The 22764-nt window shown below is 46.7% G+C and carries 20 protein-coding genes and 1 other annotated feature; of the genes, 9 read left to right on the forward strand and 11 right to left on the reverse strand.

Annotation, left to right across the window (positions count from 1 at the left end):
• Positions 1-41 precede the first annotated feature (41 nt).
• A complete protein-coding gene (locus tag ADU23_RS03760) occupies positions 42-1124 on the forward strand; it encodes a branched-chain amino acid aminotransferase (protein WP_141680312.1) in 1083 nt (360 codons plus the stop codon).
• A gap of 67 nt (positions 1125-1191) precedes the next feature.
• On the opposite strand, the gene ADU23_RS03765 is transcribed toward ADU23_RS03760, so the two are convergent.
• From ADU23_RS03765 to ADU23_RS03775, 3 genes are all read right to left on the reverse strand, one after another.
• Positions 1192-1398: a hypothetical protein gene (locus ADU23_RS03765; protein WP_053372527.1), complete on the reverse strand. Its 207-nt coding sequence runs from the start codon at positions 1396-1398 to the stop codon at positions 1192-1194.
• A 75-nt stretch (positions 1399-1473) separates the two neighbouring features.
• A complete protein-coding gene (locus ADU23_RS03770; RefSeq protein WP_053372528.1) occupies positions 1474-2514 on the reverse strand; it encodes an S-layer homology domain-containing protein in 1041 nt (346 codons plus the stop codon).
• Positions 2515-2583: 69 nt separating this feature from the next.
• Positions 2584-6189, reverse strand: coding sequence for a LamG-like jellyroll fold domain-containing protein (locus tag ADU23_RS03775; RefSeq protein WP_053372529.1), 3606 nt, complete (start codon positions 6187-6189; stop codon positions 2584-2586).
• 208 nt (positions 6190-6397) lie between these two features.
• Between ADU23_RS03775 and ADU23_RS03780 the strand changes: the two genes are divergently transcribed.
• From ADU23_RS03780 to ADU23_RS03790, 3 genes are all read left to right on the forward strand, one after another.
• The gene (locus ADU23_RS03780; protein ID WP_157265583.1) at positions 6398-7390 is read left to right on the forward strand and encodes a phosphotransferase; all 993 of its coding nucleotides are present in this window, start codon (positions 6398-6400) and stop codon (positions 7388-7390) included.
• 184 nt (positions 7391-7574) lie between these two features.
• On the forward strand, positions 7575-7856 hold the full coding sequence (locus ADU23_RS03785) for an ArsR/SmtB family transcription factor (RefSeq protein WP_053372531.1): 282 nt from the start codon (positions 7575-7577) through the stop codon (positions 7854-7856).
• Between the two features lie 72 nt (positions 7857-7928).
• Entirely contained in the window at positions 7929-9134 is a 1206-nt protein-coding gene (locus ADU23_RS03790; RefSeq protein ID WP_053372532.1) for an MFS transporter, read from the forward strand.
• Between the two features lie 167 nt (positions 9135-9301).
• Here the strand turns inward: ADU23_RS03790 and tyrS are convergent, their stop codons facing one another.
• The 6 genes from tyrS to ADU23_RS03820 all read right to left on the reverse strand — a co-directional run bounded on the left by tyrS (position 9302) and on the right by ADU23_RS03820 (position 15639).
• A complete protein-coding gene (gene tyrS, locus ADU23_RS03795; protein WP_053372533.1) occupies positions 9302-10591 on the reverse strand; it encodes a tyrosine--tRNA ligase in 1290 nt (429 codons plus the stop codon).
• Between the two features lie 242 nt (positions 10592-10833).
• A complete protein-coding gene (locus ADU23_RS03800; protein WP_053372534.1) occupies positions 10834-11889 on the reverse strand; it encodes a hypothetical protein in 1056 nt (351 codons plus the stop codon).
• Between the two features lie 145 nt (positions 11890-12034).
• Entirely contained in the window at positions 12035-13714 is a 1680-nt protein-coding gene (locus ADU23_RS03805; protein WP_053372535.1) for a glutamine--tRNA ligase/YqeY domain fusion protein, read from the reverse strand.
• Positions 13715-13806: 92 nt separating this feature from the next.
• Positions 13807-14060, reverse strand: a binding site (T-box leader).
• 61 nt (positions 14061-14121) lie between these two features.
• A complete protein-coding gene (locus tag ADU23_RS03810) occupies positions 14122-14448 on the reverse strand; it encodes a YnfA family protein (RefSeq protein WP_053377448.1) in 327 nt (108 codons plus the stop codon).
• Positions 14449-14498: 50 nt separating this feature from the next.
• Entirely contained in the window at positions 14499-14981 is a 483-nt protein-coding gene (locus tag ADU23_RS03815; protein WP_053372536.1) for an SRPBCC family protein, read from the reverse strand.
• A 118-nt stretch (positions 14982-15099) separates the two neighbouring features.
• Positions 15100-15639 carry a GNAT family N-acetyltransferase gene (locus ADU23_RS03820; protein ID WP_053372537.1) on the reverse strand — a complete coding sequence of 180 codons (540 nt, stop codon included), beginning with the start codon at positions 15637-15639 and terminating at the stop codon, positions 15100-15102.
• Positions 15640-15803: 164 nt separating this feature from the next.
• Here ADU23_RS03820 and ADU23_RS03825 point away from each other — a divergent pair, with 164 nt between their 5' ends.
• The 5 genes from ADU23_RS03825 (at position 15804) to ADU23_RS03845 (ending at position 20387) form a co-directional block, all read left to right on the forward strand.
• On the forward strand, positions 15804-16889 hold the full coding sequence (locus ADU23_RS03825; RefSeq protein WP_053372538.1) for a DUF3626 domain-containing protein: 1086 nt from the start codon (positions 15804-15806) through the stop codon (positions 16887-16889).
• Positions 16890-17034: 145 nt separating this feature from the next.
• Positions 17035-17580, forward strand: a complete 546-nt coding sequence (locus tag ADU23_RS03830) for a GNAT family N-acetyltransferase (RefSeq protein WP_231637301.1) — start codon at positions 17035-17037, stop codon at positions 17578-17580.
• A 56-nt stretch (positions 17581-17636) separates the two neighbouring features.
• Complete coding sequence (locus ADU23_RS03835) at positions 17637-18857, forward strand: acyltransferase family protein (protein ID WP_053372540.1); 1221 nt, start codon at positions 17637-17639, stop codon at positions 18855-18857.
• 217 nt (positions 18858-19074) lie between these two features.
• Positions 19075-19557: a hypothetical protein gene (locus ADU23_RS03840; protein WP_053372541.1), complete on the forward strand. Its 483-nt coding sequence runs from the start codon at positions 19075-19077 to the stop codon at positions 19555-19557.
• A gap of 62 nt (positions 19558-19619) precedes the next feature.
• Positions 19620-20387, forward strand: coding sequence for a class I SAM-dependent methyltransferase (locus tag ADU23_RS03845; RefSeq protein ID WP_231637302.1), 768 nt, complete (start codon positions 19620-19622; stop codon positions 20385-20387).
• Between the two features lie 100 nt (positions 20388-20487).
• Here ADU23_RS03845 and ADU23_RS03850 read toward each other — a convergent pair whose 3' ends face one another.
• A complete protein-coding gene (locus tag ADU23_RS03850) occupies positions 20488-21045 on the reverse strand; it encodes a hypothetical protein (protein WP_053372542.1) in 558 nt (185 codons plus the stop codon).
• A gap of 165 nt (positions 21046-21210) precedes the next feature.
• The gene (gene thrC / locus ADU23_RS03855) at positions 21211-22608 is read right to left on the reverse strand and encodes a threonine synthase (protein ID WP_053372543.1); all 1398 of its coding nucleotides are present in this window, start codon (positions 22606-22608) and stop codon (positions 21211-21213) included.
• Positions 22609-22764: the final 156 nt, after the last annotated feature.

Genomic DNA, 22764 nt, shown 5'->3' on the forward strand with positions numbered 1-22764 from the left:
TGTTAGCATTCAATTAATGATCATTAAGGGAGATGGGCCATTTGCTTCAATCATTGGAAATCGAACTAACCACAAACAAGAAACAACAACCAGCAGCGGATCAGCTCGGATTCGGCAACCATTTTACGGATCATATGTTTATTATGGACTATTCGACGGACAAAGGCTGGCATAAACCGCGTATTTTGCCTTATCAGCCGATCGTATTAGACCCTGCGGCAAAAGTATTTCATTATGGACAAACGATCTTTGAAGGCTTGAAAGCGTATAAAACCGACGACGGCCGCGTGCTGCTGTTCAGACCTCAAAAAAACATACAAAGAATGAACCGCTCCAACGAGCGCCTTAGCGTACCTGAGCTTGATGTCGATACCGCCATTGAAGCTTTGAAGCAGCTGATTGCCATCGATAAGGATTGGATTCCGAATGCGCCAAGCACGTCGCTGTACATCCGTCCGTTCATCATTGCAACGCAAGCACAGCTTGGCGTGGCGCCGTCCACGCACTACCAATTCATCATCATCATGTCGCCTGTAGGCGCGTATTACACCGAGGGCGTAAACCCGGTTAAAATCTTCGTTGAGTCGGAGTATGTTCGTTCCGTCAAGGGCGGCGTAGGCGAAGCGAAGACGGCAGGCAACTATGCGGCTGGCCTAAAGGCGCAGGAGCTGGCTACGTTAAAAGGCTATTCCCAGGTGCTATGGCTCGATGGCGTGCACCGCAAATACATTGAGGAAGTCGGCAGCATGAACGTCTTCTTCAAAATGAACGGCGTCGTATATACGCCAGCGCTTACTGGCAGTATTTTGGACGGGATTACGCGCAACTCCATCATTCAATTGCTTCGCCACTGGAATATCGAGGTTGTGGAGCGCCAAATTACGATCGAAGAGCTTTATGAAGCTGGCCGCAGCGGCGCGCTGGAAGAAGCTTTCGGAACGGGAACAGCAGCCGTTATTTCGCCAATCGGCGAATTGAATTGGCAGGACGACGTTCTGGTCATCAATGAAGGCCAAACTGGCGAGCTTTCCAAAAAGCTCTACGATACGCTGACAGGCATTCAAATGGGCAAGCTCGAAGATCCGTTTGGCTGGATGGTCGAAGCGACTGCCGTTAATGTCTAACCTAGCAATAAAAGGCTGCCGATTATGATCGGCAGCCTTTTTTCTCGTATATATCCAGCTCCGGCTGCTATCCGCCCGGTGTGCCATCCGTTCCGCCAAACGCAAAATGACAGCCATCCGGGTCCTCGATCACGAATTCCTTCCATGGTCCATCATCTGCATAGATGAGCGGCTCCACGGAGATAATTGCGCCTTTGCTGCGAAATTCCTCGTATAGGAAATCCAATTGATCAGAAACCATTAATACAGTGAGCGAACTAAGCTTATTAGACATAAGTTACTCTACTCCTTTGTTCAAATAAGGTTCATTGCCTATATTCGCCCACTGAAATGAATTTCCTTTTTATGACTATTTATTCAAATGGTCGATAAGTGAGAGGATCATCGTAACGGCTTCGGCGCGGGTTGCATGCGCTGCTGGCTCAAAGCGGTTATTTCCTCTGCCCTTAACTAATCCAAGCTTCGCAGCTTGATCTACTGCGGGTTTTGCCCATGCGGCAATTCGCGCCTCATCGGCAAACGCCGGCACAGATGCAGCATCCAAGCTGTCGCCGGATGCGCGCATGATCATGACCGCCATTTCCTCCCGCGTAATCAATCGCTCCGAACGGAAGGTTCCATCCTCATAGCCGGTAATGATTCCCGTCCGCGAGGCTGATTCAATGAACGGCCTCGCCCAAGCCGGGAACTGCCCCGCATCCTTATATCTGGCTGAGCCAGCCGGGTCGAGACCAGCATCGAGCGCCCGCATGAGCATAGCTGCAAATTGGGCACGCGTTACCTGGGCATTCGCCTGGAAAGCCCCGTTCTCATAGCCATTGACGATTGTAAGCGACGCTGCGCGGTTAATGGCTGCTTCTGCCCAGTGCCCTTTCGTATCTTTAAAGGCAATGGCCGATGCGGACGCAACCTGAATAAACGTGCGTGCTGCATTTTTCAGCTGAACGGGCATAATCTCACTGTCTACCAGCTTGGCTTCTGCGATTTCAATTGCCGCAACGCCATTTGCTTTGCCCTCGAATACGAAGGTTGCGATATCGGCAGTGCCGTTCTCGCCCTTTGTCGATGCGCCAATCTTCGTGTGGGCAAATGTAATGACGCCATTTTTATGGTCAGGGGTGACGGGCATGCCCTTCCATTTTGCGGCTGCGCTTTTAAACTTCAGCTTCGCTTCGTTATATTTGAGCTTGAGTTCATAGCCGTACAAATCCTTTAATTGCTCGCCCTTCACAACAATGCTGATCTCTTGGCCTACCGCAGCTTCTTTGGTTTCCAGCCTTAGTGTCAGCTTAGGCTTGACCGTATCCAAAGCCGCAGCTTTGGCGATTGGCAGGATCGATACGCATAGGGAGAAGCATAACACGGTAAGCAGCGTTTTCCATTTCATCATAAGAACCATCCCTCTTAGGCAGGACTCTAGGGCGGTTTAATCGTTAACCACTCTCATCCCTATTTGCTTTTATGCGTTCCAATTCAAAATTAATTTAGCCATCTGCGTGAGATCCACAATATCGATGACCTTATCGCCGTTCAAATCGCCGAATTTCACCGACTCCCAGTTGCTGTCGCCTTCCTTCGCTCCGTACGCTTTCACGATCATCGCCAAATCGACGATGCTAATCTTATCATCATGATTGTTGTCGCCAATAAGGCTGGTCACCTCAATGGCATGAGAAGCGCCTGCAATCGCATGTTCATCCAAGCTGTCTGACACTTCTGCTTTCTTAACCGTGACAAACGTTTGACCGGCTGAGACTCCCGTATTCACTTGGAACGAGAGCTTCATCCAGTCCCCGTTCACGCTCGTCTGCGCTTCATTCAGATGAACGGCAAGCAGCCTTAGCTGACCGTTCGTATCCTTGATTTCAGGAATAACGAACTGGTTTTCGTGCAAAGAAACAGCCGATACGAAGGCTAGCTTTGCTGGATCATACTCGATTGTGATGTCCTGTGCCATCACCGTGCCCGCTACGTTCTCTAACCCGTAAGTCAGCTCGACGGAGCCTCCAGCAGCCGCCTTCGCATCCCCTTTCAAGGAAGCCTTCTCTAGCTGCTTTTCAACTTCCGTGCCTGTAAAATCAATCTCGCTCATGCTCGTGAATGTAGCAGCCGTGTTATAAGTGCTCTTCACGACAAATTTGATATATCTGCCACTAATCGTTTTGTTTAGCGGCGTAAAGTCTTTGTACGTGCTGCCTGTCCATGTTTTGCCGAAGATGCCGGTCGCTTTGTTGGCATCATTCGCAAGGAAAGCCTCATCGCTCAAATCAGCTAAATTATCGGATGCATAAACTTCAAATTCCTTCGGAAATTCCGACGCCGTTTGATTCATTCGGCTCGTTCGCTGAATGCCGCTCAAGCTAAGGCTGTTCTTGGCATCCATAATGACCCAATGCGGGAAGTTCGACGCGGGAGCCTCCCATTTGGAATGCCAAATGGTCGATGGGTCTCCATCAAGCATATTCCGTGCAAAAGCATCTTCATTATCCGCATACGAGCTGAAGGCCTCGATTGTAAAATTTGATTTTGGAATGAAGGTGTACGTCACGGAATCTTTGGCAGCCTCTAGTGCCAGCAATAGATTGACGTAAGCTTCGTCTATTTCGTTAACTGGGCTGCTCGCTGTCAAAGCGGCTGCCACGTTGAAAGCTGCGCGAAGCTCGCCAAGCTTAGCAGCAGAATAAGTGACTCCCGTCACCGTGCTGCTGGAAGCATCAAATGCTGCCGCTTCACTCTGAAGCACAGCCAATTGCTCATACGTATACGCCGGGACCATTTTGTAGGAGTCGGATAGCGCCTTGATCTCGGTTGCAGAGAGCGTCCGCTTCCAAATTTTCAAATCGTCCATCGTGACGTTCGCGCCGCCATTGCCCTTGTTGCCGTCAGCGCCGATTATCGTGTTAAAGGCAGTATCGACGCCGCTCGTACCTAGTGCAGCCATCTCCTTCGATGATTTCTCCACGCCATCCACGTACACCTTGCCTACTTGGTTTGCGCGATCGACAGTGACCGTGAACAAATGCCATTCGTTGCCTACGCTGCCCGCCGATGTGTCCATTCGGTTGTTGCCATCCGCAATGTTAAGCGTCATCGCATTAGCCACAGCAGGGCCGATATACCAGCCTGCGTTTTTGCCGCTGTTCCAGTTTTTGTTAGAGATAATCGTCTGATCGCCGGATAAATTGCCTGTTTGCCAGAATGACACCGTAAAGCTGCCACTGCCAAACTTCAGGTCGCTGCGGTTGCCAAGATCGATATAATTTCCATTGCCTGCCGGTATATAAGCAGCTTTATTTGATTTTCCTTCCACGTACGTCACGCTGCCGACCGATATTGCCGACCCCGTTGCTCCGCTTGCAGCATCGCTCAAGTTGCCGTCGAAGCTCATATCGACGACAAGGTCCTTCCACATCGTCTCGGGATCGATCGGCGTCAGCTCCGGCGCCGTGCCGCCCGTTCGAAACGACTGCTGAATCGCGGACGATTTGTTGCCATAGCTATCTACCGCAGTAACGTTTGCTGTATAGTTCGTTTGCGGATCTAATCCGTCGAGCGGGATGCTCATCATGCTTGGAATCGGCGAGAAAAAATAGTCAGAGAACACATTAACCGATTTCGCAGCCGCACCCGTCCGCTTGTTGATGATTGTTACCTCGTAATGATGCATGTTCTGGTCATCCTTCGCTTGATTGAAGGATAACTTCGGAATATTATCCAGATCCGACACTTTCAGGTCCGGCTCGGCAGGGAACTTCGGAGCCACCTTATTGCGGTTGGCGGCGGTGTATTTGAAGTTGCTCTTAATCTCCTCATTCGTGTTGCCCTTCAGCTCAATGACCCATTTGTTGCCCGCGATCGTGCCAACGCTGTTGAAAGGCGGAACGGGAGTCCAATTGTCCATAATATCAGCCGGATCCGCGTTGAATGCGATTCTGTCTACTTCAATCCGGTCCGCATACACTTCGATAAAATCAGCCTGAGACACAGGAAACTCAAAACGGCTGACAAGTCCTTTGTTCGTGACGGCCGAATAACCATGCTCCGCTTCAATGTAAGACATCGAGCCCAAATTCAAAGCCGTGTAATCCTTCTGAAAAATGGACCGCTCATCGCTATTCGTCAGATGGGAGTGCCCTGACAGCGTAATGACCTGCGGGTAGCCTGCCAAGTCACTGTTCAGGTTCGGATTGGATGCTTGCTGTCCATCCATGACCGTACCTGTGATGGGCTGATGGATGCCCACAAATATCGGTTTGTTTTTGCTGAGCGGATCAGCCGTAATGTCAGCCAATCTGCCCTTCAGCCAGTTCCGCTGGCCGGTATCCGAATTGTAGTTGTTGCCATTCAAAAAGAAGAAATAGTAGCCGCCGATCTGCGTTTCATAATAACCGTTGGACTGCGCCGTAAACCACTCCGCCGGATAATGTTCGTTTACCTTCGCGACTGTCGCATCATGGTTGCCCATCGCAACATGCATTTTCGTATCGGTCATGTTTTTTCTAGCCAGGTTGGCTTGAAAAATTTCCCGCACCATTTGGTGGTCATTCGGCTTGTCGCCCCCGTTGTCATTGATCATGTCGCCCACGACCAATAGGGCATCAGGGTTTGGGAAGATGGATGCAATCGTATCGAAATAGCTTTCATATCTCGGATCACCCGTCGTGCGCGAGCCCACATGAACGTCTGACATCGCTACGAATTGCAGCAGCGGCTTCTCAGCCGTTTTGATCAAATAACCGAACGCTACAGCCTTGCTTGCCACGCCGTCCTTCATTGCGATCGCGCTTAGGTTTGTCGTCTTGGCAATCGTGATAGGCAGGTTGTCCGCTTTCAAGCTTTTATCGCTCGGCTGCGTCCCGTCCAGCGTATAGTAAATGCTCGCATCATTCGTAGAGGTGCTCAGCACAACCTCTACCGCAGCCTCATAGCGACCTCCAGCAACGGAAGCCACGGGTGCTTGCACAGCGTCAGCCGCGCTCACAGGCCGCATGAACCAATTTGCGTTTGAGCATAAAACAGCAATGATGATAATTAGGGCTAGACTTCTTTTTCCATTAAAAAACAACTAAATCACTCCTCTTTATTACTGGTTTTATGTGTATTATATATGTTTTAATTGGTTGTTTTGTTTGTTGAGCGTTATAATCGCGTATGGTTATTGTAAATAAAGGGATAGACGACTAAGCGCGAAGTAAAAAACAATTATAGCCATTATTTCTATCTCTTTCTGTGCTGGATTCGGATAGGATAGATTTAGATAACGAGAATACGAATTGAAGGATGATTACGATATGCTCTCTCCTACTGCGATACATACTGTTTTTCACAAGGATGAGCTTTTTGCGGCAATGGCCTTGCTATATGATATAGGCACGCCGCTCAAGAGCCGGTTCGTTTCCAATGGATTAAATGATACGTATGCGGTCGACACGGATACCGGAAAATATGTGCTGCGGATTTACAAGCACAACTGGCGAACCGAATCGGACATTCTCTTCGAGCTGGATCTGCTTGATTTCTTGAAGGGCTGCGACCTACCGGTTTCCCACCCGATTGCAAGGCGTGACGGCGGATGGCTGACGGAGCTTAACGCCCCAGAGGGTGTGCGGTACGCTGCGCTATTCAGTTACGCATATGGAACGGGCAAGGTCGATTTGGAGACCAGCAGAACCTATGGGAGCGCGATCGCTGAGCTTCATGGGGCTATGGACCGCTATGAGCCCCGGCACAAACGCTTTGAGCTTGATGCCAAGCATCTGCTCGATGAGCCGCTTGCGCAGCTGCTCCCGTTTTTGCAGCATCGCCCGGATGACATTAAGCTTGTGGAAGATATTGCGGGCCGTCTGAGCAAGCATCTGGCTTCCGCCGCGGACGGGGCATATGACTGGGGAGTATGCCACGGAGATTTGCATGGGTGGAATGTGTTTCACACGGCAGACGGCGGCCTGACACACTTTGATTTTGACTGCTGCGGGATCGGCTGGCGATCCTATGATCTGTCTGTTTATTTGTGGGATCTTGTTCACGGCAAAGAAGATGGCTTTAAGCATGAATGCTGGGATGCTTTCATCGAAGCCTATATGGCGGAACGCCCTTTAAGCCAGCAGGATCTGGCGCTTATTCCGGTGTTCGTTGCCGTCAGGCAGCTGTGGTTGATGGGGCTCCATACGGGGCGCAGCGGCATTTGGGGAGCATGGCAGGATGACGGTTATTTTGACGGAAAGCTGAAGTTTTTATCTGCTTGGGTTCAGGCCCATGAGCTGTAGTCACATGGAGGAGAGGGGCTGCACGCAGCCTCTTTTTTTTGCTAAAATATTGCGAGTCGATTATGGGGAGGAAAAAAGAAAATCACCATTGCGCTCATTTTTCCTGTTTACATTATAAAAAAGGTGTGCTATCTTATTTCTACACATATAGAAATAACAACTACTGGAAAAAGGTGAAGTCACTATGGTAGAAGACCTTGCGGACGTCCGTCAAGCTGTCAAAGTATACAAAGCGCTCGGTGAGCCAACCAGGCTGAAAATAGCTCTGCTTCTGACGGAGGAGAAAAATTTGTGCTGCTCCGATATTGGCACTAAGCTGGAATCCGTTGCCGGCTCTACACTCTCCCATCACTTGAAGCAATTGACGGAATGCGGATTGCTCAATCTCCGCAAGGACGGAACGTATATCTACTACAGCGTGAACCGCGAAATGGCGAAGAAGTACGCGCCATATTTGTTGGAGTAATTTTTTTTAGGGTCTATTTCTATATATTTAGAAATATAAAAACAGTGGAGTGGAGAGAGGAGCTTTATAGGTATGTCGAATACGTGGAAAATATACATGCTGGCTATTATCAGCTTTCTGGTCGGGACATCCGAATTTATCATTGCAGGCATATTGGATAAGGTCGCCGCAGATGTTGGCGTTACCGTCTCAGCTGCCGGCCAATTGATTACCGTTTTTTCGCTGGCTTATGCTTTTGGCACGCCTATTCTTATGGCTTTAACCGCACGCATGGAGCGCCGCCGGCTGCTGTTGTACGCCCTTGGCGTATTTGCAGTAGGCAATTTAATTGCCGTTGCTTTGCCTGGGTTTGAATTTTTAATCGTTTCAAGAGTTGTCCTCGCTGTCAGCACCGGGGTGTTCGTCGTAACCGCTCTAACCGTCGCTTCGAAGTTAGCTCCTGCCGGCAAACAAGGAAGTGCTATCGCAACGCTTGTGATGGGCTTCAGCACGGCTCTTATCGTTGGCGTTCCCCTTGGCAGGGTTGCCGCATCCGTTTATGATTGGCCGCTTATCTTCGGAGCGATCGGCATACTCGGTCTGCTCGCCATGCTTTTAATATTGGTTACTATCCCGCAATCCGATGGCGAGGAGCCTATTCCGCTTCGTGAACAGATCGCCTTGTTGAAACAGCCCAAAATCGCGATCGGCTTGACGATTACCTTCTTATGGATTGGCGGGTACTCCATCGTTTACACGTATATATCACCATTTTTGCTTACGGTGACAAAGCTGACCGAACAAGGCGTGAGCGCAGCGTTATTCGCCTTCGGAATCGCGAGCCTGATTGGCTCCAAGCTCGGAGGCTACAGCACCGATAGATGGGGAGCTCCTCGCACCCTAGTTACCGGCATGCTGTTCCACACGGTTGCGCTTGTTCTGCTTTCGCTGGCAGGCCAATCGCCTGTCATCGTATTCCCTTTGCTGATGTTTTGGGCATTCACCGCTTGGTCCTCTGGCCCAACTCAGCAGTTTCACTTAATGTCGCTTGCCCCTGGAGCCTCCGGCATTATGCTCAGCCTGAATACCTCCGTGCTGCAGCTAGGCATGGCTGCGGGCGCCGGACTTGGCGGCGTCATCGTCGAGCAAGCATCGCTTACCTCAATCAGCTGGATTGGAGCAACCGGCGTTATTCTCGCAGCAGCCATTGCCGCAACAACCTTCAGTATCTCCCATTCGCGCACTCGGCGTGAGGCATTGAAGAGCGGCTTAGTAAAAACAGGTACGTTAGTTGAGTAAAAAAAACGCCTCCATCCCCACAGCTACAGTGGGTTTGGAGGCGTTTTTCCGTATAGATTTGGGGCTCGTACAATTCCTTATGCGCGTTTGGGACAGCTTATGCTGCGGTGCGCTTTAGGCGATTGTCTCTCGCTCAGGCAGCAGGCGTATTGCGGTTGACTTCCAAACTATTCGAAGCGAATGAGGAAATAATTTTTCTTCCCGCGGCGCAGGACGACGAATTTGCCATACAGTCTTTGCTCTCTGCCGACAACGCCCTCAGCGTCCGTTTGCTTCGCTCCATTAATCGAGATCGAGCCGCTCGTAATGTCCTGCTTCGCTTGGCGGCGGGACGGCGCAGCGCCTGATTCAATCAGCAGATCCATAAGCGTGATCTCTTCTCTATTCGTCAGCACCGTTGTAGGCATGTCCTGCAGCGCTTCGATAAGCTCCGCTTCGCTCAGTTGATTCACATCGCCCGAGAAGAATGCCTGCGTAATTTTCTCTGCGCTCTCCAGCGCCTCTTGGCCGTGAACCAGGCGTGTGATTTCGCGAGCAAGCTCCCGCTGGGCAACACGTTTCTCCGGAGCAGCCTGAAGCTCGCTCTCCAGCGCCTCGATCTCAGCGCGGGACAGGAAGGTGAAATATTTCAAAAACTTAATCGTATCGCTGTCTTCCGTATTGATCCAAAATTGATAGAACTGATAGGCGGACGTCTTCGAGCGATCGAGCCAGATAGCGCCGGATTCGGATTTGCCGAACTTTTTGCCATCGCTTTTGGTAACGAGCGGCATCGTCATTCCGTATGCGTCTTTGCCGCCCATTTTGCCGATTAGGTCAAGGCCTGCCGTAATGTTGCCCCATTGGTCGCTGCCGCCAATCTGCAGGGAACAGTTATGCTCTTGATGCAGCTTGTGGAAGTCGTAGGCTTGCAAAATCATATAGCTGAACTCGGTGAAGGAAATGCCCGATGACAAGCGTGAATCGACGGAATCCTTCGCTAGCATGTAGTTGACCGTAAAGTTTTTGCCTACGTCCCGCAGAAACGTAATAACATCCAGCGGTGCAATCCAGTCGTAATTGCTTACGAGCTTAGCCGAATTTTCCTGAGCTTCAAAATCAAGAAAACGAGACAGCTGACGCTTCAAGCTATCCGTCCATTGTGACACCGTCTCCGACGTGTTAAGCGACCGCTCCGTTGAGCGTCCGCTCGGATCGCCAATCAATCCCGTTCCACCGCCGACCAGCGCGAGCGGGATATGGCCCGCTTGTTGAAAGCGGCGCAAGCATAGAATCGGAAGCAGGCTTCCGATATGGAGGCTATCTGCTGTCGGATCGAATCCGCAGTAAAGCACAACGCGCTCGCTAGTGAGCTTCTTATGTAATTCCTCGCGGTTGGTGAATTGCTGTACCAGCCCTCGGTACTCCAAGTCTGCCAAAAGATCATCGTGATTGATTGCTATTGCTTCATTCGTCATTTCATTCTCTCCTCTGTTGTTTCTTATATTTTACGTCTAATTCGGCATTTTTAAAAGAAGCGTGTTGTCTTGCGTTTAGGTTTTAGCAGTATTTAGCTATAATACTGTCACGACCATTCGCAGATTAGCCGCAAATGCGGTCAAAAGCACGGGAGGTTCGGCCAGACGCTCAAGCTTACTGAACAAGAGACCAATCATCCATCCAACGTAGGCAAGCAGCTGTCCGAGCAATCTGGCGAAAACTATGAATCGATCATTCGTCTGCGAATGATTTTACGAACAAGGACACTGCACATCAGCAAGCCCACGCCCACCACGATATCGGTAAAAGCTACGAAAATAACATTAAACGGGTAGCCGCCCATTTTCGAAATAGAATAGACCGTAAACGCCCATATGCCAACTGCACACCATGTGAAAATAAGGCTCCTTCTAAAGCTTATCGCAAGCGCTCCCGCAATAACCGTCAACCCCGCCACCGATCCGAGCACCAGCAGGTTATGATCCTTCTCGACGTTCGTCGGAAAAAGCAATCTACTCGGATACGTATAAGAAAAGTACCAATCCTCGGTAGGCAAATCATTGAAAACAGCTTTATAGGCAGTCGGGCTGATCTGCTCCATAGGCAGATTCGAATGGATTTTCCCGCCTGGCGCGTATAGATTCACTTCCAGCTCAACCTGCGGTTTGCCCTCCCAATAGGCGGCAGGCGTCAAATAATACAAATGGGAATAGATCATGTTAATAACGCCCTTATCGTACATGCCGCCCACCTCCGTATAGTGGATGACGATAGGTTTGGTTTCGTTTGGTTCGAATGAAAGTGGAAATCGGGAGCCTTCCGCTCGCTCATAGCCTAATCCATAGTGAGCTATGCTTAGCTCTTTGCCGCTTACCGGATCGGCAACCGTCTTTTTCGCGGGAGGACGCCAATTAAACGGTTTTTCATTCCCCGCCGGACTTGCATTGATGGTCATGTCCCCTTCCGTAACGGTTAACCCTTTTAGGGAAGGGGTTAAAAACAGCACCTCAATCTCCTTCCGGGCATCGTTACGATTATGCAGCTCATACATAACCGTGACTTCCCCCTCGTCATTATAGCGGCTTTCGCCTTTGTTGACGTTGTACACCACTTTCTCTCGAACTAAGCTAATATTCGATTTTTCGTCAAACCTCAGCAGCCCATAACCGAGTGCAGGGTCGACAAGCGGTCCCCCATTGGCGCTCGCTGCTGCCGGGAGAAGCATGAGCATAAACATAACCGTCAACATGGATGACCGCAGCTTCGACCAAATCATTTGATCCCCTCATTTCCTGTTGCTTGCTTCCCGTTCAAAACACTTATGTATGATTTTACCATTCATCTTTAATGACGCTCAACCTAAAAAAAGAAAGGCCCCGCAAGATCAATGACCTTCGGCGGGACCATCCTCATTTGCTGCATTATTTCTTTCTCCACGTATCCTTAAGCGGTACGATCCGGTTGAACACCAGCTTCTCATCGGTCGTATATTTCTTATCCACGCAAAAATAACCATGACGCACGAATTGGAATTTGTCCTCTGCCCGAGGCTTCTCTGCAAAGGTTTCGATCATACAATCCTTAACGACAACTAATGAGCTGGGATTGACGGCACTCTCCCAATCGACCATGCCATCCTTCGGCGCTTCATAATCAAGCAGCAGGTTCTCATACAAATGGACATCAGCCTTCGCCGCGTGACCCGCTGATACCCAGTGGATCGTCCCCTTCACCTTCCTACCGGTAAAGCCTGTTCCGCTTTTCGTTTGCGGATCATACGTGCAGCGCAGCTCCAAGATCTCCCCTGTCGTCTCATCCTTAACGACCTCTTCGCACTTAATGAAATAAGCACCGATCAGCCGTACCTCCGCGCCAGGCGCCAGCCGGTGGAAGCCTTTGGCGGGCTCCTCCATAAAATCGTCCTTTTCGATATATAAGGTATTGGAGAAGGTAACCTCCCGTTTGCCGAGCGCTTCATTCTCGCTATTGTTATCGATGCTCAACGGCTCCGTTTGACCGTCCGGATAATTGGTAATAACCACTTTCAGCGGATGGATAACAGCCATTACACCGCCCACCCTCGCTTTCAAATCCTGTCTTGCCGCATGCTCCAGCATCGCGATATCAACGGAATTCTGTGCTCTAATCATGCCAATTTCATCGATGAAGCTTCGAATGCTCTCCGGCGTAAAACCTCTTCTCCGCAGCCCGCGAATCGTAGGCAGCCTTGGATCATCCCATCCGTCAACAAATTCCCCTTCAACCAATTGCCGCAAAAATCGTTTGCTCGTCACGACTCCGGTTAGATTCAGCCTTCCGAACTCTCTTTGCTTTGGCGGCTCCTTGATATCCAGCTCCTGCAATACCCATTCATATAACGGACGATGGTCTTTGAATTCAATAGAGCATAAGGAATAGGTAATGCCCTCGATAGCGTCTTGAATCGGATGGGCAAAATCGTACATCGGATAGATGCACCACTCCTTCCCCGTTCGGTAGTGCTCCGCGTGGATAATGCGGTAGATAACGGGATCTCTTAAATTGATGTTGGGCGAGCCCATATCGATTTTGGCACGCAGTACCTTTGATGCCGCTGGAAAATCACCTTTTTTCATCTTTTCAAACAAGTCCAGGTTTTCCTCTATGGAGCGATCGCGGTAAGGGCTGTTCTTGCCGGGCTCCGTTAGCGTCCCCCGATATTCCGTAACCTCCTCCGGCGATAAATCGCAGACGTAAGCTTTGCCTTTCCTGATTAACGCAGCGGCAGCTGCATAAATATCATTCGAATAATCTGAGCCATAGTAAATATGGTTGCCCGGACTGTAGCCAAGCCAAATGATGTCCTCCGCAATGGCCCGCACATATTCGATATCCTCCTTCAAAGGATTCGTATCGTCAAAGCGCAAATGAAACTTCCCGTTATACTTTTGCGCGATCGTATAGTTCGTATGAATGGCGTAGGCGCTTCCGATATGCAGGTAGCCGTTAGGCTCTGGCGGGAAACGCGTGCACATCGGCCTGCTGAAAACTCCCGCTTGAATATCTTCATTTATGATTTTGTATAAAAAATGGTCCACTTCCGCTTTTCTATCGTTATTCATCGTAAAACCTCCATTGTAGAGTTAGTACCGCGATTCTTTTCTCCTTACGTCTGCAAAAACAAAAAAAAAATTTCACCCCCAAGACTTTAAGTCTTGGGGGCGAAATCTTTCGCGGTACCACCCCAGATTCGTTGATATGTCGCCATATCAACCTCTTCAAGTACGGCACCAATGGATGCTTATACTCTAGCTCTATAACAGGAGCTCCCGTCACAGCATCCCCTTGTTCAGGTTCCGGTGTGATGCTCAGAGACTTGTTTCAATAAAGCATTCCTTGCTCCTTTTCAGCTGCCGGAGCTCTCTGTGCAGGAATGGTTTTATTTACTCTTCTCGTCATCGCCTTTTTGTTATTCCGTCTATGTTATCAAATGCTTCCCTGGTCTGTAAATGATTATTCTGCACGTTTTTTAATGCCGCGGCGCCCAAAGAATGACCGAAACCCCGATTAGACAAATGCCGGCGCCGATCCAGTCATACAAATCCGGTGTTTTTTTATCAACGAGCCATCCCCATAGGACAGCAAGCGCGATAAACACCCCGCCGTATGCCGCATAGACTCTTCCGAACGATGGGAAGGATTGAAACGTAGCAATAACGCCATATAACGCTAATGCCGCTCCTCCAAAGATTCCCCAATAGAGCGGCTTTCCTTCACGGAGCCATAACCACACGAGATAACCTCCGCCTATTTCCGCTAATCCAGCCAATATAAATATAAAAATCGCACCTATTATTTTACTCACATCCAAATCATTCAAGCTGCTTGCTGATTCAATGGTTCAATCTACGCTTGAGGCAAATTTTCAAAGGCTTGTACATACTTGTCGTATTTGATTTTCCAAACGTCTTTGCGTGATTCGATTGTCCTGCCTTCAAGCAGCGCTTCGATGACATCCAGGCATACGTCCCAGCCGGCAATATCTCTTGGCGTATGGGCTGTTATTTTAGACACTTTCTCGATTAGAACCAAGCGGCAGCCTTTCGGCTCCGGGTACAATTCAAACCGGACTTGATCCTCGCCCCATGTATACTCCAATAAGGAATGCTCCTTAAGCTCGAGGATTTCCATCTCTTCAAACGTACCGTCCTGCATATCGAACTTAATAATACCGCCTTCGCGCAGGTCGTCGACCCGCAGCTCGGAGAACCATTTTGCCAGCTTATCGTTTTCCGTCAGCATAGACCAGACCTTCTCGACTGGATGCTTCAGACGGCGCTCGAAACGAACGGTGTGCCCATTAGCAACTTGCGTAATGACAGCTAACATGTTAATCCCTCCATCTCCTTATTCCTCATCCAGCGCGCGCTCCAGATCATCCGGCTTATTAGGCCAGAACAGCCGGTAAGGCTCCACGGTTATATTTCCGCAAAGAAATATACAGAGTTCACTTTACGCGCTTCGCCATAAAAATATCCGGCTTCCCAAAGCCGTTAGCATCAGGCAGTACCCCTACAACTTCATAACCAAGCTTCTTATAGAAGCCAAACGGATGGTTGCTTATATTTTGAATCTGCTTCAGGTTACCCAGTACGTCAGGATAAAGCTCTTGTCCAAAAAGAGTGGTACCGCCGCTCTCATCGTCTGTTCCGAGATATACGGTGATGCCGCCCTTTTCCTTTACGCGGCTTTCAAAATCATAAACCAACGCTTTACCGACTCCCTGCCCTTGATAATCCTTATGTACGACTAGCGGGTGGAGCTCCCAAACGTTGCCGCCATAATTGCTTACCCCGCTTATCCAGCCGACAACCCTTCCTTCATCATTTACCGCGATTCTGCTTATTCGTTCTTCCTGCAACGATTCTTCTGCTTCCTCCAAGCACTCGTCCCATTCATTCCAAGACTCCGTAAATCCTTCGAGCAGCAAGCGAGCAACCTCTTCCATCTTCCCTTTAGCGTCACGAGTTAAATCAACGATTTGCATCCACAGCACCTCATCATTCTTCCACTTTTGCAAGGGAGTTATTGTATAATATAGAAAAAATATAGGATTCAATTGTCAGAAGAATTTAATAACTTTATCTGGAATTTCCCTTACTGTCCATCATATATTATGATTCTATAAAAAAGGAAAGGACCCTTCTGCCCATGGAATTATCGAGGTCTCAGCAATTAGCTCAAGAGTATATAACCAAATACGCAAGAAGCCGCAAAAATGAAGTGGAGCAAACAATTAGGGAAATCCTTCGAATGTCCAACATCGAGTTGAAGACATATGAAGATGCTATCACTAAACTAAAATCTCACGCAAGTATTGCTCTACACTTTCACCCAGATAGATTAGACCCGACCATGAAAAGCGTTGCTGAAGCACTGCTTGAGCAGGGGATTTATAAAAGCCAGTTTGAGACTTTCCTATCGAATGGAAGTGTATCAGCATTTTCGGGTGGCGAACGTGACGTTTGGGAGAATAAAATGTTTGGCGGAGCGTACCAAATAAATGGCTCAACCAATAGCGAACGGCCCAAGTATGGGGCACTCAATGTCATGTTACATCCCGATGGGCCTGCACCACGTTTTGGATCATGCTATTTCCTTTTATCCACTGAGGTCTCTCATCGCTGCACTTATACTTATTTGGATTCTCACCAAGACCCCACTGAAAAAGGGACGTATGAGGCATTTGACCTCATTTTGGCTGCTCTCATGAAGGATGCGTTCTATAGTGATTTTGCCATTGGCGAAAGAAATCTGACAGTTCGAAAGTTAATCGACCATATGCTCGTCAATCTTGAGAAACCATTCCAAAATCCATCAAACAAAGAGCCGAACCGAAATCTTAACCACTATATCGAAGCTCAAGTGCATGGTGACATTTTTCTTAAAGAACACGTAAAGATGCTTGTTGCCGATCCATCATTTAAAGGCACCCATACTGGACGAATCTTAGAACAGATATGTTTAAAGTATTCCGTTGATCTTTACTGGCACATGGGCTTTACACTTTTGGTTGATGAGGTTCCTATGGATTTTAGAGGTCCTACGATGCCTTCACTAGCCAAAAGAATTGCGCAATATGATTTTATTGATGTAAATATGATTGGCTTGGCAGCTATGGACTTGAAACGAAATCCAAGTAATTGGAGCGATAGAGGAACCTACAAAGAAGTTTTGCAAGAATTAAAATTACTCTGGCATGTTTTAGTGAGATATGGAAAGCCAATGGAAAAGTGAACAATTTTTAAAAAGGGGTTACCAGTCTAATCCTTTATTTTCTCAGTCTAATTCTTTAACGGGCAGCAGTCCTATTATGAATCGGAAAATATGATTGTTGACGGAGATATCGCCAAGTTAAAACAAATATACACGTATTGGAGAAGTGATTTTGAAAATAGACAAAGTATTTGAATATGGTATAGGTAATGAATTAGAAGCAAGTATACAACAATTATTAACCGATAGTTTCCCATTTTTATATCCTAGGGATAGAATTTATTTTAAGCAATTACCGCAATTTAGATTTCTAGCTTTTAATCAAGAAAATCAGCTCATAGGACAGGTTGGATTAGATTATCGGGTAATGAATTTAAACGGGAAGCCAGTAAGGGTACTCGGCGTAATTGATTTGTGCGTTTCGCCAAACGCTCGCTCGCAAGGTGTAGGTTCCACTTTGCTTTTAGAGATTGATAAGTTTTCTGTGGGACGATATATTGATTTTATCCTTTTATTTGCAGATAACATGACCTTGTATTTGAGAAATGGATATAGGCCAGTAAAGAACAAATGTAAATGGGTGAAAATTGATAATGAAACTCAGATTACAACTGGTATAGGATTAGAACAATTGGATGAATTAATGATTAAAAAAGTAGGAAAGATCGATTGGGTCGAGGGTGAACTAGATCTTTTAGGTTATCTCTATTAAGCCAAAGGACGTTTCAATAACCGTATACTAGTTTTGTTCATGAAAGAAGGGTAAAAATGAATAAAGAGACATCCGAAAGAAAGCTATTCTATTTGGATGGCATCAGGGGACTCGCGGCATTTGCCGTGGTTATTTCGCACTACATACAAGTATTTTATCCAGCTGCATTAAATGGAAGACCGCAACAAGCTCATTTTAAATGGGATATCTGGTACGGACATTCTCCGATTAATTTATTTTATAATGGACAGTTTGCCGTTTGTTTGTTTTTTGTGCTAAGCGGTTATGTGCTCAGTGTCAAAATGTTTGAAAAAGAGCTCGATAGTGAGACCTTTCAAAAATTGTTGCATTCCAGCGCCATACGAAGGTACATTCGGCTTGCCGTGCCGGCAGCGGTATCCGTATTGCTTGTGTATCTAGCAATTATTACAAATGCCTTTTATCTCCAGGAAATATGGGGAACAACATGGACGGATATGAAAAAGAACTACTACGATCTAGATACAAATATATATACCGTTATCAAGGCTGCTATTTTTGATCCGTTTTTCCGCTTTAAAGCACATCCTTACAATCCAGTCCTTTGGACAATGAGCTATGAGCTATTAGGTTCTTTTTTAATTTTTGGTTTTCTTGCTTTATTTGGACGAGTGAAACAAAGATGGATTGTGTATGTGGTCTTATCCTTTGCGTTTATCCAAACCTATTTTGTCGCTTTTTTGTGGGGAATGCTGCTTGCCGATTTGCTCAAGCACAAATGGGTCCAAAGTAAAATAACGGTAGTGCTTGTACTTTTAATGGGGATTTACTTAGGTTCGGCGCCTTATACTCCATTAATAGGGACTATGTACGAACCCATAGAGGTGTGGACAAAAAATATCAATGATTGGATTCAATTTAACATCGATCCGCGACTTCTTGCACGAACCCTAGGTTCTGCTATGATTTTGTTTGCTCTGCTTCGTTTAAAAGCGCTGCAGCATGTGTTTGGATGGAAACCGTTTGCTTATTTAGGACAGATTTCATTTTCCCTTTACCTCATTCATTTCACTTTCCTAAATACGTTCTCCGCGTTCCTGTTTAGTAAAGTGATTCATCATTTTAGTTATAATCTTGCCTATGCAATTACGTTTACCGTTTCCATGGTGCCCTTATTTATTTTGTCGCATTACTATATGAAATATATCGATCAAGGTGCATTAAAACTAGCCCGAAAAGTTGAAAAAAAGGGTGCATTAAGACTAGCTCGAAAAGTTGAAGAAAAGATGACCGCATAACCAAAAAAGCGCGGAGTTGAAACCAACAGCTCTGCGCTTTTTTTGTACAGATTACCTTCTTATGTATGGAAACTGCATTTTAATTAAAAAATCTCCTTGTTCAGCCAACTGGCAAGATAGCGGAGTAAGGCGTTATTGGAGATTGGGAAAATAATAATAAGAACAAGTTTGAAACAATGATCGATTTTTTTCGTCTGATGAGTTAGGGAGGATGAAAATGAGAATTACAAAATTGTCGTTATGTCTTGCTTTATTCTGTATTATGTTAGCTACTGCATGTTCGAACACCAAGTCCACAAAAGATATGGGAGAACTGTATAGCTTGGCTTTAGATGCGTATATGCCAATTGATAATGGTTTAAATGGTGATATGAAATATATTGCCATTGACATGAGTAACTTTAAAGACCTTGATGAAACAGATAAAGAACAAATTCTAGCGCATTTTGATAAATACAATGTTGAAGTAATGGAAGCGACTTATGAGCAACTAGAAGCCAAAGGGTTACTTGACCCCGAGACTTTGGTTCTAAATGGCGTTTTGTTACGAGTCGAAAAGACTGAGATTTCAAATAAGCAAATTGTTGTTGAAGGCTCTAAGTACAGAGCTGGTGACAGAGCTATCGGAACAAAAGTCATTGTTGAAAACAAAAATGGTAAATGGCAAGTAACAAAAGCAGACGGTACATGGAAAAGTTAATTATTGAGCTAACGAGGAAAAATAGTTCAATAATTTACCGGCAGTCTAAGACTTTATTTTTCTTGAAAATCTACAGAGTATCGGGCTTAATCTATAATTGTTATCAGTTAACTGCACCTAATCCACATAAGCGTTGGGATTTCTCTTATCTCGCGAACCGTACAGCAACGCAAGAGCTGCCTTGGGATTACAATGCAACCGTATTAAACCAAATGAAAAGCACGACTACCCTGTTGGATATGGGAACGGGCGGCGGGGAGTTTTTATTGTCGCTCTCTCCTCCAAAGGGCAAAACTTATGCAACCGAAGCTTATACGCCTAATTATGAGCTATGCAAAAATACGCTGCCCGCATTTGGAATTGATGTAAGGCTGGTGAGCGATGATCATGAGCTGCCGTTTGAGAGTGATTTTTTTGATCTGGTCATCAATCGGCATGAATCCTTCTCCGCGCAAGAGGTTCACCGAATTTTAAAACCTGGCGGCATTTTCGTGACCCAGCAGGTTGGCGGACAAAACAACAGGGAATTATCAACGTTTCTGCTCGGCCAACAAGTGAGCTTAACGGATCCCAACTTTAATCTGCAAACCTGCCGAGACGAACTATTGAAGGCACGGTTTACAGTCATTGAGGGTATGGAGCATTTCCCTTTACTGCAATTTTATGATGTGGGGGCTTTGGTTTATTTTGCGAAAATCATTGAATGGGAGTTTCCTGGATTTTCGGTGCGAGAGTGCTTGGATAAACTCATCCTATTGCAAGAAAAGCTGGAGCAGAATGGCTTTATTCAAAGTACGGAGCATCGGTTTTTTATAACCGCACGCAAATAAGTGTAGATGCTTCTATCGCAAAAGAGCCACTTCAGATTGCTGAAGTGGCTCTTTTCGCTTCAATTTTATATGGAAGTGCTTTTGTAATACAACAGCCCTACTAATTGAATAGGTTTAAGATGGAACCCAATAATAAAATCGCTATACAATAGGCAAACACAATAAGCAGCGCTTTCCACTTTTTCGTTTCCGTTGTATTGAAAAAAAACGTAACATTTTCACGACACATAAAATATAAAATCAGGACATTCCATAAAATCCTTATCCCGTATTTAATGTAATAGCTATTCAGGCTCTGTCCTGAAACAGCAAACTGATCTGAAATCACTTTAATGGTAAACCATGCATTTACGTTTCGAGTAATTTCATATGCGAAGTAAAAGATGGCTAGCCACCAACCCACTTTTTTCCCACGCCACATCCCGATCCCGGCAGTAATGCCAAGAACCCCTAAAAAACCAAGTGCTCCTTGAAAAAAAACATTAGATACCCCGATAAATGAGGATGCTTCATTCAGCTTAGAAAATGCTAATAACTGTGCTACTAATAGCACAGCACCGTTAATAATAAGTAAGATAGCAAGTATGCTCACACCAATTGGACGGTCGTAATTGCCTTCCATTATGTCTTCTTTTGTTGTTTTAGATAGATAAGACACCCCTGTATTTCCTCCTAGAATGGCAGTTTTGTAAATCATACCATTTGTCTCAATTTGTTACAATATGTAAAAATAAGAGAAAAATTTCAGCTTGAATTAAAAAAAACTGCAGCAAGAAGGCGAATCCCTTCATTACCGCAGCTTTATTTGATAGTTGAATCATTATTATTTTGCGTTATAGAAAACTTCCAGTTCACGGACTACCGCCGCAAGCGAACCGTCTACGCGAGTCTGGCGCTGCTCTTTGTTGAATAGCGAAGCGATTTGCTCAGGGAATTGCTGCTCGATTCCGCAAAGCTCAATGGCTTCGTTAAACTTAGCCGGATGAGCTGTCGCAAGCGAGATCGTGATCCCTTGCTCGCCGCTGTATTTATCAGCCGCTGCTACGCCGCAAGCGGAATGCGGATCAAGCAAGTAGCCATTTTCCGCTTCATATTTCTTAATCGTGCTCAAGCACTCTTGCCCTTGTACCCCATGCGCGCCAAATTCCGCTTGCACCCTGCTCAGCGCTTCTCCGGAAATGACAATTTGTCCTTCCGCTTTGAACTGATCCATCAGCGTACGGATTTGTGCGGCATCCTCGCCCAGCACGTAGTACAAGTAACGCTCGAAGTTGCTTGCTACTTGAATATCCATCGACGGGCTGTACGTGCTGCGGAAATCTCCTGGCTTGTACACGCCCTCAAGGATAAAGCGCTCCAAAATATTGTTTTCGTTCGTAGCTAGAATGAGCTTGCCAACCGGAAGGCCCATACGCTTCGCCAAATAACCTGCAAAAATATCGCCGAAGTTGCCCGTCGGTACGCTGAAGTTTACTTGCTTCGCATCCGCCATCTTCACGACTTGGAAATAGGCGTAGAAGTAGTAAACCGTTTGCGCCAAAATACGGACGAAGTTGATCGAGTTGATCGCCGCCAAATGATTGGTCGCCTTAAAGTCAAGGTCAGCGAACAAATCCTTAATCATGCGCTGGCAATCATCAAAGTTGCCGTCCACCGACAGATTCAGCACGTTGTCCTCTTGAACCGTCGTCATTTGAAGCTCCTGCACTTTGCTTACTTTGCCATGCGGGTGCAAGATACAAATTTTGATGCCTTCCTTGCCTTTGACGCCTTCGATCGCCGAAGCGCCAGTATCGCCGGAGGTTGCTCCGAGAATATGAATTTTTTTATTTTGTTTAGCCGCTACATACGTATACAGCTGGCCCATAAATTGCAGGGCGATATCTTTAAAAGCGAACGTCGGGCCGTGGAACAGCTCCAGCAAATAAAGATCATCCTTCAATTTGCGCACCGGCGTCACTTCCGGATCGCGGAAGGTCGAATAGCTCGCATATACCATATCTTTTAGATCCTGCTCAGGAATTTCACCGTTCGTAAAATGCGAGAATATCGCGAGCACCAGCTCCTGATAGCTTAGCTCCTGCCATTCCTTCAACGTGTCCGCGGAAATAACCGGAATTTCGTTAGGCACAAGCAGACCGCCATCATTGCCCAGACCCATCATAAACGCATCGATAAATCCTATTTTGCCAACATTTCCTCTTGTACTGATGTACTCCATCTGTAAATAGCCTCCTACATGCGCACAATTAATCGTCTAATTTAGTTATTTAAATCATATCATCGTTTGCCATAATAATCGATTGTTTTCACAACAGTATATCATTTTTATGCTTTAAAAATAAACGAAAGGCATCCCGTTATCGAGGATGCCTTT

This window comes from Paenibacillus sp. FJAT-27812 (genome assembly GCF_001273905.1).
Taxonomy (GTDB): domain Bacteria; phylum Bacillota; class Bacilli; order Paenibacillales; family Paenibacillaceae; genus Pristimantibacillus.

Excerpts from the sequence above, each read along its gene's own strand:
- ADU23_RS03765 (WP_053372527.1), bottom strand. The coding sequence starts at position 1,398 with ATGTCTAATAAGCTTAGTTCGCTCACTGTATTAATGGTTTCTGATCAA.
- ADU23_RS03770 (WP_053372528.1), bottom strand. The coding sequence starts at position 2,514 with ATGATGAAATGGAAAACGCTGCTTACCGTGTTATGCTTCTCCCTATGC.
- ADU23_RS03785 (WP_053372531.1), top strand. The coding sequence starts at position 7,575 with ATGGTAGAAGACCTTGCGGACGTCCGTCAAGCTGTCAAAGTATACAAA.
- ADU23_RS03790 (WP_053372532.1), top strand. The coding sequence starts at position 7,929 with ATGTCGAATACGTGGAAAATATACATGCTGGCTATTATCAGCTTTCTG.
- tyrS (WP_053372533.1), bottom strand. The coding sequence starts at position 10,591 with ATGACGAATGAAGCAATAGCAATCAATCACGATGATCTTTTGGCAGAC.
- ADU23_RS03800 (WP_053372534.1), bottom strand. The coding sequence starts at position 11,889 with ATGATTTGGTCGAAGCTGCGGTCATCCATGTTGACGGTTATGTTTATG.
- ADU23_RS03805 (WP_053372535.1), bottom strand. The coding sequence starts at position 13,714 with ATGAATAACGATAGAAAAGCGGAAGTGGACCATTTTTTATACAAAATC.
- ADU23_RS03815 (WP_053372536.1), bottom strand. The coding sequence starts at position 14,981 with ATGTTAGCTGTCATTACGCAAGTTGCTAATGGGCACACCGTTCGTTTC.
- ADU23_RS03820 (WP_053372537.1), bottom strand. The coding sequence starts at position 15,639 with ATGCAAATCGTTGATTTAACTCGTGACGCTAAAGGGAAGATGGAAGAG.
- ADU23_RS03825 (WP_053372538.1), top strand. The coding sequence starts at position 15,804 with ATGGAATTATCGAGGTCTCAGCAATTAGCTCAAGAGTATATAACCAAA.
- ADU23_RS03835 (WP_053372540.1), top strand. The coding sequence starts at position 17,637 with ATGAATAAAGAGACATCCGAAAGAAAGCTATTCTATTTGGATGGCATC.
- ADU23_RS03840 (WP_053372541.1), top strand. The coding sequence starts at position 19,075 with ATGAGAATTACAAAATTGTCGTTATGTCTTGCTTTATTCTGTATTATG.
- thrC (WP_053372543.1), bottom strand. The coding sequence starts at position 22,608 with ATGGAGTACATCAGTACAAGAGGAAATGTTGGCAAAATAGGATTTATC.